This is a genomic window from Microbacterium sp. 22242, assembly GCF_052045495.1.
GTDB lineage: Bacteria > Actinomycetota > Actinomycetes > Actinomycetales > Microbacteriaceae > Microbacterium.
Genome location: NZ_JBQEOZ010000009.1, coordinates 107849 through 120457, shown reverse-complemented (window position 1 = coordinate 120457; position 12609 = coordinate 107849). Strand labels below are relative to the sequence as shown.

The 12609-nt window shown below is 73.0% G+C and carries 11 protein-coding genes; 8 read left to right on the top strand and 3 right to left on the bottom strand.

Annotation, left to right across the window (positions count from 1 at the left end; all coding sequences use genetic code 11):
• The first annotated feature begins 5 nt into the window (after positions 1–5).
• The 7 genes from ACTJJZ_RS11645 (at position 6) to ACTJJZ_RS11615 (ending at position 6768) form a co-directional block, all read left to right on the top strand.
• On the top strand, positions 6–944 hold the full coding sequence (locus ACTJJZ_RS11645; RefSeq protein WP_440721356.1) for a response regulator transcription factor: 939 nt from the start codon (positions 6–8) through the stop codon (positions 942–944).
• The gene (locus ACTJJZ_RS11640) at positions 941–2578 is read left to right on the top strand and encodes a sensor histidine kinase (protein ID WP_440721355.1); all 1638 of its coding nucleotides are present in this window, start codon (positions 941–943) and stop codon (positions 2576–2578) included. The genes ACTJJZ_RS11645 and ACTJJZ_RS11640 overlap by 4 nt, the downstream gene beginning before the upstream one ends.
• Positions 2575–4098, top strand: a complete 1524-nt coding sequence (locus ACTJJZ_RS11635) for an L-serine ammonia-lyase, iron-sulfur-dependent, subunit alpha (RefSeq protein WP_440721354.1) — start codon at positions 2575–2577, stop codon at positions 4096–4098. Before ACTJJZ_RS11640 ends, ACTJJZ_RS11635 begins: the two co-directional genes overlap by 4 nt.
• Positions 4099–4140: 42 nt before the next feature.
• Entirely contained in the window at positions 4141–4464 is a 324-nt protein-coding gene (locus ACTJJZ_RS11630) for a hypothetical protein (protein WP_440721353.1), read from the top strand.
• 44 nt (positions 4465–4508) lie between these two features.
• The gene (locus ACTJJZ_RS11625; protein ID WP_440721352.1) at positions 4509–5096 is read left to right on the top strand and encodes a TetR/AcrR family transcriptional regulator; all 588 of its coding nucleotides are present in this window, start codon (positions 4509–4511) and stop codon (positions 5094–5096) included.
• Between the two features lie 170 nt (positions 5097–5266).
• On the top strand, positions 5267–6037 hold the full coding sequence (locus tag ACTJJZ_RS11620) for an ABC transporter ATP-binding protein (protein ID WP_440721351.1): 771 nt from the start codon (positions 5267–5269) through the stop codon (positions 6035–6037).
• Complete coding sequence (locus ACTJJZ_RS11615; RefSeq protein WP_440721350.1) at positions 6034–6768, top strand: ABC transporter permease; 735 nt, start codon at positions 6034–6036, stop codon at positions 6766–6768. The genes ACTJJZ_RS11620 and ACTJJZ_RS11615 overlap by 4 nt, the downstream gene beginning before the upstream one ends.
• Here ACTJJZ_RS11615 and hrpB read toward each other — a convergent pair.
• The 3 genes from hrpB to ACTJJZ_RS11600 all read right to left on the bottom strand — a co-directional run bounded on the left by hrpB (position 6765) and on the right by ACTJJZ_RS11600 (position 11571).
• Positions 6765–9464 (bottom strand): ATP-dependent helicase HrpB, encoded by a 2700-nt coding sequence (gene hrpB / locus ACTJJZ_RS11610; RefSeq protein WP_440721349.1) that lies wholly within the window; start codon positions 9462–9464, stop codon positions 6765–6767. The genes ACTJJZ_RS11615 and hrpB overlap by 4 nt on opposite strands.
• Before the next feature lie 205 nt (positions 9465–9669).
• The gene (locus ACTJJZ_RS11605; protein WP_440721348.1) at positions 9670–11016 is read right to left on the bottom strand and encodes a DUF222 domain-containing protein; all 1347 of its coding nucleotides are present in this window, start codon (positions 11014–11016) and stop codon (positions 9670–9672) included.
• 126 nt (positions 11017–11142) lie between these two features.
• Positions 11143–11571: a MarR family winged helix-turn-helix transcriptional regulator gene (locus ACTJJZ_RS11600; RefSeq protein ID WP_440721347.1), complete on the bottom strand. Its 429-nt coding sequence runs from the start codon at positions 11569–11571 to the stop codon at positions 11143–11145.
• A 339-nt stretch (positions 11572–11910) separates the two neighbouring features.
• Here ACTJJZ_RS11600 and ACTJJZ_RS11595 point away from each other — a divergent pair, with 339 nt between their 5' ends.
• Positions 11911–12438, top strand: coding sequence for a hypothetical protein (locus ACTJJZ_RS11595; RefSeq protein WP_440721346.1), 528 nt, complete (start codon positions 11911–11913; stop codon positions 12436–12438).
• Positions 12439–12609 lie beyond the last annotated feature (171 nt).

Below are 12609 nucleotides of genomic sequence, written 5' to 3'. Positions count from 1 at the left end.
AAGGGATGACCATGACGAACGGGCTGCCGCAGGACGGCGCCGCGAGCGACGCGGGACCCCTCGGGCTGCCGCCGCTGGTGCGTGCCGACGGCTCACCGGCCAGGGCGCTCGTGGTCGATGACGAACAGGCGCTCGCCGGGGCGGTGGGCGGGTCGCTCCGCGCCGACGGCTGGCAGGTGCGGGTCGAGCATCGCGGACGCAGCGCTCTCATCGCGGTGCGCGAGTTCCAGCCCGACGTGGTCGTGCTCGACATCATGATGCCCGACATCGACGGACTCGAGACGCTCGACCGGATCCGCGCGATCCGTCCCGAGATCCGGGTGCTGTTCCTCACCGCGCTGGACGGGCACGACGACCGCATCGCCGGGCTGCGCGCGGGCGGCGACGACTACCTCACCAAGCCGTTCGCGATCGCCGAGCTGCAGGCACGGGTGCGGGTGCTGGCTCGCACCGCTGCGGCGATCGCCCGTCCCTCCGCCTCGGTGCTGCGCGTCGGCGACATCGTGCTGGACAAGGCGGAGACCAGCGCCGAGCTCGCCGGACGCCCGATCGAGCTCACACCGACCGAGTTCGAGCTGCTGCTCCTGCTCGCGAACAATGCCGGCCGGGTGCTGCGCCGCTCGCAGATCCTCGAGGCCGTGTGGGGCTACGACTACGGCGCCGAGTCGAACCTCGTCGAGGTGTACGTCTCGAGCCTGCGGCGCAAGCTCGCGCCCAGCACGGCCCTGAGCCTGGAGACCGTGCGGCTGGTCGGCTACGTGCTGCGGGTGGGGGATCAGGCCGTCGACGAGTCGGCGGCGGGTGACGTCGGCGGCGACGGCCTCGGCGCTGGCGACCCCGGCGCTGTCGGCCCTGGCCCTGGCGCTGTCGGCACTGGCACCGATGGCTCGGGCGCCGAAGCCCGGGCGACGGGGGCGTCGCCCGCCCCGGAAGGGGGCTCATGAGGCATGCGCGCAGCCTGCGGCTGCAGGTGGTGCTCATCGCTTCGGCGCTCGTCGCCGCGGTGAGCATCGTCGTCGGCGTGGTGTCGGTCGTGTCGCTGAACGACTACCTGCTCGGACAGCTCGACGGCCGTGTCGCCGGCGCCGCGCATCGCGGTGCGGAGATCGTGGGCGGCGCCCTGCCGCACCGGCGGCCCGGCACGCCCGTCTCTCCAGGGAGCACGCCGTCCCCGCAGCCGAGCCTGCCGGGGAGCGCCGGCACGACCGGCACCGGGGCGACGGGTGACGGATCGACGGGCGACGGATCGACGGGATCCGCCCCGCCGGCCCGCGACGACATCGTCGGCGCCCCCGGCCAGTCCCCGGGTACCGTCACCGCCATCTACCGGGACGGATCCTTCGTCGTGGGCGGCTGGATCGCCGCGAACGGGACCCGCCACGACCTGAGCTCCGCCCAGCGGACCGCGCTCGCGGATCAGGTCGCCGCCGCGGCGCAGAAGGATCCGGGGCCGATCACGATCGACCTGGGCGGATCCCTCGGGCCCTACCGCGTCGCCGCGCGCACCGCGACGACGGGCGCCGTCGTCGTCACGGGCCTTCCGCTCGACCAGGTCACCGCGGCGACGGGCCGGCTGCTGCTCGTCGTGACGCTGGTCGGGATCGCCTGCATCGCGCTCGCGATCGTCGCCGCAGCGCTCGCGATGGGCCGCGCCCTGCGCCCGCTGCGTCGGGTGGCCGGCACCGCCGCCGGGGTGACGGCGGTCCCCCTCGACCGCGGCGAGGTGCGGCTCGCCGCGCGGGTGGACGCGCGCGACCTCGCCTCGACGGCGGAGGTGGGGCAGGTCGGCGCCGCGCTGAACGACCTGCTCGACCACGTGGAGCAGGCGCTGTCGCAGCGCGAGGCCAGCGAGTCGACCATGCGGCGGTTCGTCGCCGACGCCAGCCACGAGCTGCGCACCCCGCTCGCCACGATCCGCGCCTACGCCCAGCTCTCCGGACGTCCAGACGTGGAGACCGGGGAGATCCGCGGCAACGCGTCGCTCATCGACGCCGAGGGGGTGCGGATGAGCGCGCTGATCGACCAGCTGCTCCTGCTCGCGCGTCTCGACGCCCTGCCGGAGGTCGCCAGCGAGGACGTCGATCTGCGCCTGCTCGTCGCCGAGGCCGTGCTCGCCGCGCGTCTCGCCGGCCCGGACCACACCTGGGTCATGGAGCTCGGCGAGACGCCCGCCGTCGTGCGCGGCGACGCCGCAGACCTGCGCCGGGTCGTCGACAACCTGCTCGGCAACGCCCGCGTGCACACGCCCGCCGGCACGACCGTGCGGGTGCGGCTGGCGGAGGAGCCGGCTGGTTCCATGCCTCCGGGCGGGCGCACGGCCGTCCGGCTCACGGTCGCCGACGACGGCCCCGGTCTTGCCGACGGCGTGCGCGAGACCGTGTTCGAGCGGTTCGCCCGCGGCGAGGCCTCGCGCTCGCGCGAGGGCGGCGGCACCGGGCTCGGCATGGCGATCGCCCGTGCCGTGGTCGAGGCGCACGGCGGCACGATCGCGCTCGGCCCCGGACCGGGGGCGACGTTCGTCGTCGTGCTTCCCGCGGCGGATCCGGAGGTCGCTGCGGCGACTAGCCTGGATGGGTGACAGCGTACGTCTCGGCCTTCGACCTCTTCTCCATCGGAGTGGGGCCCTCGAGCTCCCACACGGTGGGACCGATGCGCGCCGGCGTCGACTTCGCCCAGCGCCTCGCCGCGACCGGGGTGCTCGACCGCGTCGCCCGTGTCACGTGCTCGCTGTACGGGTCCCTCGGCGCCACCGGCCTCGGGCACGGCACCCCTGACGCGGTGGTCGCGGGCCTGCGCGGCCTCGCCCCCGAGACGTGCGATCCGGACGACGTCCGCCGCGCCTGGGCGGACTGGACCGACGGATCCTCCCTTCCGCTGAACGGCACGCACGACGTCGTGTTCGCGAAGGACGACATCGCCTTCGAGCCGCGCACCCGCCTGCCCGGCCATCCGAACGCGATGACCCTGCGCGCCCTCGGCGCCGACGGCGCGTCGCTCGCCGAGGAGACGTACTACTCGATCGGGGGCGGCTTCATCCGCCGCGACGGCGAGGACGACACCCGCGCGCTGAGCACTGCCGGCTTCCCTTTCGCCTACGACGACGCGGCGTCGCTGCTGCAGCTGTGCGACGAGCACGGCCTGACCATCGCCGAGCTCGCGCGCCGCAACGAGACAGCGCTGCGCAGCGAGGAGGAGGTCGCCGCGAGCCTCGACGCGATCTGGAACGCGATGTCCGCCTGCGTGGACGCAGGCCTGCACGCCGAGGGCACCCTGCCCGGCATCCTCAAGGTCAGGCGTCGCGCGGGAGCGATCCGGGAGCAGCTCGAAGAGGCCGAGGCCGAGGGCCATCCCGCGATCCCCGGCGAGTGGCTGGGTGCGTTCGCGCTCGCCGTCAACGAGGAGAACGCCGCGGGCGGCCGGGTGGTCACCGCGCCCACGAACGGCGCCGCCGGGATCCTGCCCGCCGTCGCGATGTACTGGTGGCGCTTCCTGGCCGACTCCGGCCTGGGTGCAGGCAACGCCGTGACGCCGTACGGCGAGCTGGTCGGCAGCGCCCTGCTCGGCTTCGGCGCCGAGGCGTCGCTCGTCGCGGTCGGGGCCGGGTCCCTGAGCTCGTCGAAGGGCGAAGACCCGGATGCCGTCGCCGAGGCGAACCGCCGTCGCGGCATCCGCCGGTTCCTGCTCACCGCGACCGCCCTCGGATCCCTGTTCAAGGCCAACGCGTCGATCTCCGGTGCGGAGGGCGGCTGCCAGGCGGAGGTCGGATCCGCGTGCGCGATGGCCGCGGGAGGCCTCACCGCGGTGATGGGCGGCACGAACCGGCAGATCGAGAACGCCGCCGAGATCGCCATGGAGCACCACCTCGGCCTCACCTGCGACCCGATCGGCGGGCTCGTGCAGATCCCGTGCATCGAGCGCAACGCGATCGCCGCCTCGACCGCCGTCACCGCCGCCCGCCTGGCGCTGCGCGGCGACGGCCAGCACTACGTCTCCCTAGACGCGGTGGTCGAGACCATGCGGCAGACCGGGCTGGACATGTCGACGAAGTACAAGGAGACGAGCGAGGGCGGCCTCGCCGTCAACGTCATCGAGTGCTGATCCCTCCTCGCCGCGGCGCTCTGCGTCCGGCATGATGTGGTCATGTCCCGTCCCGTTCGGATCGTCCTCGCCGCCCTGCTCGTCCTCGCCGCGCTGGTCGGCCTGGCCGGGACTCTCTCGCAGACCGTGCAGACGTTCTACCTGCCGAGCAGCCAGGGTCCCGCGAACGAGAACACGGCCCTCTTCGGCCCCGCCGTGGTCGCCGCAGTGATCGTGGCGCTCCTCGTCATCGCGCTGATCGTGCACCTCGTCCTCGCCATCCGGCGACCGTCCCGCGGCTGGGTGTGGGCCGTCGCGATCGTGCTGGCGGCGATCGCGCTGGCGATCCCGTTCCTCGTCTCCACGATGCAGCGGCCGGTGTTCTGAGCGCTGCTCTCGTCGCCGCCCGGCGCGGGTCGTAGGGTGATCAGATGACCACGACGCGTCGCCGCGGGCGCCCTCGGGGCGAGTCCGGATCCCGGGAGCGGATCGTCACCGCCGCGGAGCACGAATTCGGCGAGAACGGCTACGACGGTGCCACGATCCGCGCGATCGCGGGGCGCGCCGGCGTCGACTCGGCGCTCGTGCACCACTACTTCGGCACCAAGGCCGACCTGTTCGCCGAGGTGATCGGGATCCCCTTGCGTCCGGATGTGGACGTGCCCGCGATCCTGCAGGGGCCGCGCGACGAGGTCGGCGAGCGCGTGGTGCGCTACGTGCTCGCGGCGTTCGAGCGGCCCGAGGTGCGCCGGCGCGGCGTGACGATGATCCGGGTCGCGCTCGGTTCCAAGGCCATGTCGCCGGTGCTGGTCGGGTTCCTCTCCCGTGAGCTGATCGGGCGGATCACCGCGCTCCTCGAGACGCCCGACGCGGCTCTGCGCGCCACGCTCGTCGCTTCGCAGATGGCCGGGCTGATCGTCACCCGGTATGTGGCGCGGCTGCAACCCATCGCGGACGCGCCGATCGACGAGCTCGTCGCGCGCATCGGCCCGACGATCCAGCGCTACCTGTTCGAGTGACCGGACGGGCGCCGGGCTTTCGGGTCACCCGGTGCGACCGTTCTCAGGACGGACGAGCTCGATCCGCGGAAATCGGAGCCGGAGCGGCGAGATCTTCCCATCCATCCTGAGAACGAGCGCGCCCCGCGGCTCTCTTGACCGTGGAGTTCCGCAGGATCATAATTCATCACATGATGAATAACGCCGTGACGATCGACGGGTTGCACGTGCGGCGCGGTCGGCGCAGCGTGTTCGACGGCCTCGCGCTGACCATTCCGCGCGGCGAGGTGACCGGGCTGCTCGGGCCGTCGGGCTGCGGCAAGACGACCCTGATGCGCGCGATCGTCGGGGTGCAGCGGATCCGCTCCGGGACGGTCGAGGTGCTGGGGCTGCCTGCGGGATCGGCCGCGCTGCGCCACCGGGTCGCCTACGGCACGCAGGGCTCGGCCGTGTACGCAGACCTCACGGTGCGGCAGAACCTGCGGTACTTCGCGTCCGTGCTGGGCGTCGGCCGCGCGGACGCCGACCGGGTCATGGAGCAGGTCGGGCTGACGCCGTACGCGGGACAGCAGGTGGCGGGGCTCAGCGGCGGACAGGCGAACCGCGTCTCGCTCGGCGTGGCGCTGCTGGGCTCGCCCGAGCTCGTGGTGCTCGATGAGCCGACTGTCGGGCTGGATCCCGTGCTGCGGGCCGAGCTCTGGGACCTGTTCCGCCGCACCGCCGAGACCGGAACCACGATGATCGTCTCCAGCCACGTGATGGACGAGGCTCTGCGCTGCGACCGGCTGCTGCTGATGCGCGAGGGACGGGTCGTGGCCGACACGACGCCCGCCGAGCTGCTCGCCGACACCGGCAAGACCGATCCGGAGCAGGCGTTCCTCGTGCTGATCGCTCGCGACGAGGGCGCGGACGCCGCCGGCCACCCCAGAACGCGCCGCGCGCAGCGAGAGGCGGCATCATGAACGGGCGTCGGCTGTTCGCCACGGCGGGCCGCGTGCTCACGCAGCTGCGGCACGATCCGCGCTCGATCGCCCTCATGGTGGTCGCGCCGAGCCTGCTGGTCGGGCTGTTCGCCTGGCTGTTCATGGACACCAAGGGCGTGTTCGACAAATTCGGCGGCGCGATCCTCGGCCTGTTCCCGTTCATCGTGATGTTCCTGGTGAGCTCGATCACGACGCTGCGCGAGCGCCGCTCGGGCACGCTCGAGCGGCTCATGACGACGCCGCTCGGCAAGGCCGACTTCGTGCTCGGCTACGCGGTGGCGTTCGGCCTCATGGCCGTGCTGCAGGCCGTGGTCACGGTCGCTTTCGCCGTCTACGTGTGCGGGCTCACCGTGGACGGGCCGCTCTGGCAGCTCGGACTCGTCGCGGTCGTGGACGCACTGCTCGGGACCTCGCTCGGCCTGCTCGCGAGCGCCTTCGCGCAGACCGAGTTCCAGGCCGTGCAGTTCATGCCGGTGCTGGTGTTCCCGCAGATCATCCTGGGCGGGCTGTTCATGCCGCGGGACTCGATGCCCGACGTGCTGTACGCCATCTCGGACTGGCTGCCGCTCAGCCACGCGATCGACGCGATCCAGGCCGTCACGGCCGGCACGGACGACTGGGACCTGTGGCGTCCCGTGCTGATCGTGGCTGCGTTCGCCGTCGGCTTCCTGGTCCTCGCCCCGCTCACGCTGCGCCGGCGGACGGCCTAAGCGCCGGCCTGCCCTTCGCGCGCCGCCCGGTTCTTCGCGTGCCGGGTCGGCGCGGCCTGCCAGGGATCCTCGGGCCAGGGATGCTTCGGGTAGCGCCCGCGCATCTCGGCGCGCACCTGCGCATAGGGGCCCGACCAGAACGAGGCGAGGTCATCCGTGACGGCGAGGGGGCGCCCGGCGGGGGAGAGCAGGTGGAACAGCACGGGTACGCGGCCGGCCGCCAGGCGCGGTGTCTCCGCCCAGCCGAAGCACTCCTGCAGCTTCACCGCGACCACCGGGCGGGCGGGGGGATCGTCGTGCGGCGGGTAGGCGATGCGGATCCGCGAGCCGCTCGGCACCTCGAGGCGCTCCGGCGCGAGCGCGTCGAACTCGGCGGCCGCAGGCCAGGGCAGCAGCCGGCGCAGCGCCGCGGCGAGGTCGATCCTCGTCGTCGGGGTCCCGGCGGCGAGGGCGTCGATCTCGGGGCCGAGCCAGTCGTCGAGGGCCGCGGTCAGCGCGACATCCGACACGTCGGGCCACGGTTCGCCGATGACGTGGTGCAGCAGCGCGAGCCGACGGCGCCGCTGATCGGCGCCCTCGGACCAGGCGAAGACGTCGAGGCCGTGCGTCTGCAGGGCGCGGCGCACGGCGTCTCGGCCCTCCTCCGCGCTCGGCCGGACCGGGACCGAGGAGCGCACGATCGCCCCGATCCGCCGTTCGCGCCGGGCGGTGACCCTGCCGTTCACGAACTCCGCCTCGATCCGGTCGGTGGCGAGGTGACCGGCGGCGCGCTCGGCCTGCGCCTCGGTGATCGCGGCGGCGGCGCGGATGACGGCCCCGGATCCGCCGGTCACGCGTCCCGAGGCGCGCGCGACGTCGGCGACGGCCAGCCACTCGGCGTCCGCGAGCGGAGCCCGGACGCCGGCGCGCGTCCCTGAGGCCAGGAGGAATGTCGCCCCGTCGGCGGTGCGCTCGACGCGCCGTGCCACGCGCGCGGGGAAGCCGAGCGCGATCACGAGTCCCGCGTCATCGACGCGTCCCGATGCAGGCGGAGACGAGGCCGGCGGAGACGAGGCAGGCGACGAGGACGTCGGCGGCGACGGCCGGGTCTGCGAGGACGGGGTTTGCGAGGACCGGGTTTGCGAGGACCGGGTTTGCGAGGACGGGGCCCGCGTCGGGACGAAGCGCCGCAGCCTGTCCCCTTCTCGCGCCCAGCGCCGTGCGTCGGGGGACCGGCCACCCCGCAGGGCGACGATCGCGGCGCTGACGTCCGCATCCGGCACACGCAGGTCTCCGCCGAGCAGCGCGACGACCTCGGCCGCCAGCCGGCCGCCCACGAGCCGGCTGCCCTCGATCAGCGCCCGGGCGAGGCGCGGGTCGACCGGGATGCGGGCCAGTGCGCGCCCTTCGACGGTGGCGCGCCCGTCGGCGTCGGTCGCACCGAGGTCGTGCAGCACCCGCTGCGCCTCGGCCAGGGCGTCGGCGGGGAGCGGATCGATCAGCCGCAGGCCCGCACCAGCCGGGGCGCCCCAGCACGCCAGCAGCAGTGCGGCGTCGGCGAGGTCGGCCGTGGCGATCTCGGGTTCCGGGCGGGCCGGGGCTGCCGCGAACGTGCGCTCGTCGAGGCAGCGGATGACCGTGCCCGGCCCCTGACGGGTCGCGCGTCCGGCGCGTTGCACCGCCGAGGAGCGGGCGGCACTGGCGGTCACCAGTCCGCTCATGCCGCGTGCCGTGTCGCGCTGCGGGAACCGGGCGAGGCCGCTGTCGACCACGAGGCGCACGCCGGGCACGGTCAGCGACGACTCGGCGAGCGACGTGGTGACGATGATGCGCGACGGCTCGTCGGCGCGTCGTCCACGGATCACGGCATCCTGCTCGGCCGCCGGGAGCTGCCCGTGCAGTTCGCGGATGTCGAAGCCTGGCGCGTCATGGCGCAGCCGGCGCGCGATCTCGGCCACCTCGCGGGCGCCCGGCGCGAAGACCAGCACGTCGGCGGTGGGATCGCGGCACACGAGGTCCTGGGCGGCTGATGCGGCGGTGCGGGCCACGTGATCGAGGAAGCCCCACGTGACGCCGCGCTCGTCCAGCCGCGGGACGGCGCTCGGCGCCCAGAGCTCCGTGAGCGGATGGGCGGGGACGGCGTGCTCGACGATCGGCGCGGGGGCAGCGGCGCCGCCGATCACGGACGCGATCCGTTCGGCGTCGAGCGTGGCCGACATCGCGACGAGGGTCAGGTCGTCGCGCAGCTCGCGGACCTCGCCGAACAGCCCGATCAGCAGGTCGGTCTCGAGCGCGCGCTCATGCACCTCGTCGATGACGGCCGCGTCCACGCCGTCCAGGCCCGGGTCGTCGAGCATCCGGCGCAGCAGCACACCCGCGGTCACGAACTCGACCCGCATGTCCGGGCTCACGGCGCGCTCGCCGCGGACCGTGAAGCCGACCCGTGTGCCCAGCGCGGATCCGTCGAGCTGTGCGAGCCGGCGTGCGGCAGCGCGGGCCGCGACGCGGCGGGGTTGCGTCACGATCACGCGGCCGGATGTCCGCGACGCGAGCAGGGGCGGGACCAGCGTGGTCTTGCCGGTGCCGGGCGGCGCGCTGATGACCGCGGCGGTGCCGGCGCCGGTCCCGGCGTCCAGGGCGGCGGAGACCTCATCGAGGGCGGCGGCGAACGACAGCCCCTCGCCGATCGCGCCGAGGTCGAAGCCCGCCGAGGTCATCCCTCCAGTCTGCCGCGAAACGCGGTGACGGCATTCCCTCGGTTTCGATGGCGCCGCGGGCCNTTCCCCTTCGGTCTCGACGAAGCCGCCGCGGCCCCAGCACTCCTTCGGTCTCGACGGCGCCGTGGCCCCGGCATCACCCGTGTCGTGGGCGCCGTGGAATCCGGTCGGGCCGCTCGGCCCGCGCGAGAGCATCCGCGTCGGCTCACGCCGCCAGATCGAACCGGGCTCTGCCGCCGAGTCGAGGGGTGCGAGCGGGATCCACGTGAGGCGGCGGAATGAACCAGACGCGCCCCGATCTTCCCTTGCCCTCGATCCGGATGTCCCAGTCGTTGTCGTGGATCCGGTGGTGGCAGCTCTCGCAGAGCAGGATCCCGTTCTCGAGGTTCGTGGGCCCCGCGTCCCGCCGCCACCAGCGGATGTGGTGCGCGCGGGTCATGCTGGGCGGCAGCCCGCACATCGCGCAGCCGCCGTCGCGTTCGGCGAGGGCGAGCCGCTGGGTCTTGGTGAAGAAGCGCAGCTCACGGCCGTAGTCGAGGATCTCGCGGTCGGTGCCGAGCACGCACGGGATGACGCCGCCGCCTGCGGCGAGCCGCCGTGCTGTCGCGATGCTGATCGGGAGGTCGGATCCATCGATCGTCGCGTATCCCGTGCCCTCGGCGAGATCCTGCAGGTCGACGCGCACCACCACTGTCGCGCCGGCGAGTGCCGGCGCTTCGTTCTCACAACCGAGTGCGTGCGCGCAGATGGCGCTGAGCGCTTCTGCACGCAGCGCCGCGACGGAACGATGCTCCGCATCGCCCGCCTCGACGGCGAGCTGGTCCTTCTGGGCGGCGAACATCGCAGAGACGTAACCGTTGACGGCGGCGACGATCGGCGCGCCGCTGGCTGCGTCGAACTCCCCGTCGAGATGGATCCGTCCATCGCGCTCGAAGATCGACAGGGAGCGACGGTCGCGCTGCTCCTGCTCTCGCGGGGCGACGCCGTCCGGATCGAGCCAGGCTTCGGCACGGGCGACCAGCCGGCGCACCTCGTCGTGGGAGAGTCCCACCGCCCGGTCGACCAGCAGTCGCTCCGCTTCGGCGGTTCGCTCCGCTCCGATCGTCAGCCGCACGCGATCGAGGAGCACGATGATGGTGGCGACCGCCTGGGCGCTCAGAGCGCCCGACGCCAAGGCGCGCTGAGCGGCCGGATACTTCGCAGGCAGTCGCTCCCCGACCAGGTTCGTGCGCGGCGCAGTCGCCTCCCCGACTTTCACAAGCCGGGACGCGTCGCCGGTGGTCGCGCCCGTGGTGGTCGCGATCAGTTGCGCGGCGTTGCGGAACCCCTGCTCCTTCGCCAGCGAATCGGCGCCCAGCTCGGTGCGGGACTCGCGCGCCACGCAGGCGGCGACCTCGGCGAGCATCGCCCCGGACCGGCGATGCAGCAGACCGAGCGCCTCCGTCACTGTCATCAGCTGCGTGCGCGAAAGGTCGTCGGCCTCGTCTGCCCCGGCCCACGCGGCATCCAGACGCTGCAGCGCCTCGTGAAGGGGATCGAGATGTTCGGCCATGTCCCGATTCTACTCGTTCTCGGAGCCAGATTCAAAGCTATGTTCGAATCTGTGGAGGAAACATCGAGAATTCCGGCGGTGCGGGAGAAAAGGCGGAGCTATACGAATCGAAGATAGCTTCGCTGATCAGGATCCGCGGAGCTTCTCGGTGAGCGTCGTCAGCGTGCGCAGCTCGTCGTCGTCGAGGCGCGACATGCGCTCGGCGATCGAGCGGCCGTGCACCGTGGCGATCTGCCGGAAGGCGCGGGTGCCGGCCTCGGTCGCGTGCACGAGGGAGCCGCGCCCATCCTCCGGATCCGGGCACTTCTCGAGCAGCCCGCGCGCGACCATCCGGTCGACCAGGCGGGAGACGCTGGGCTGGCTGATGAGCATGTTCGCGGTGACGTCGCGCAGGCGGGCGGTGCGGCTCGCGCAGCGGGTGACGGTGAGCAGCACGTCGTACTCGGCCGCGGACAGATCCGTGTTCTCGAAGTCCGCGGACATCTCGGTGAAGAGCTCGTGCTGCGCGCGGAAGAGGCTCTCCCAGGCCGCCAGCGCCACCTTCCGATCGCTCATCGCACCAGACTATCCGTCCCGCGGCGCGGCATGGCCTGCGCAGTAAAGGCCGGTCGGAGAGGCTTCCGACCGGCCTTTGTCCCTTGCACCAAGAGTGTCCTGCAATCACATGCGGTGAGAGCCACAGCAAAACTTTCACCGTGCGATCACTGTATAACGGCGGGGTAACGAATGCAACGGTGAGGTAACGGTCTGGGCGGATTCATAGGGTGCTTCGCGGTCTCGCGGGACGTTCGCGCCGCGAGACCGCCCCGCGGAGGCGACGGAGGATTCGAGGGGTCGGTCCCCTCGGTCCGGACCAGCCGGCCCGGGAGCCGATCGCTGGGAGAGGATGATCCGGTGAGCTACGACATGGAGGAACGCGTCTTCGAATATGCGGGGCGACGGATCCGGCTCGAGACGAACGCGCAGTTCGACGCCCTGGTCGCCGCGTTCGAGGAGGCGGTCCCCGCGCTGTCGGAGGACCAGGCGCTGGCCGAGCTGCGCGGCGGCGACTGGGCGGGATTCGTGCGCGGACTGCAGTGGGAGGCGCCGAGCGGGTTCGTCCGGCTCTGGACCTCGCATCCCGACACGCTCATGGAGCACGCGGGAAGTGACTCCCGCAGCGTGGTGTGGCTGATCGCGCACCACGGGATCGCCGCGCGGCTGTTCCGGCATGACCCGGGCACGATGCTCTACAGCCCGTTGCGCATCGAAGCGCACACGTCGAAGGCGCCAGGGTCGACGCTGAGCTTCGAGGCGCCCAGCTCTCGGCTCGCCGGTTTCGGCGTCAACAAGATCACGCAGGCCGGCGCCGAACTCGACCGAGCCCTCGGCGACCTCATCGAGGAGCTCGGTCTGCCGCGCCCCACCGCGCTGCGACGCTGACCTGGCCGGTGGCCGGGCCGGCGGCCGGTCAGACCGGCTCGCGGTCAGACCGGCTCGCTCTCGTGTCGCGCCTCCTGCCGCGGGGGACCGCCATGTCGGCGCGCTCTCATCGTCGTGCTGATCGCGATCTCGCAGGCACGAGGGGACGGATCGGGCGGCTCGGGCCGTATC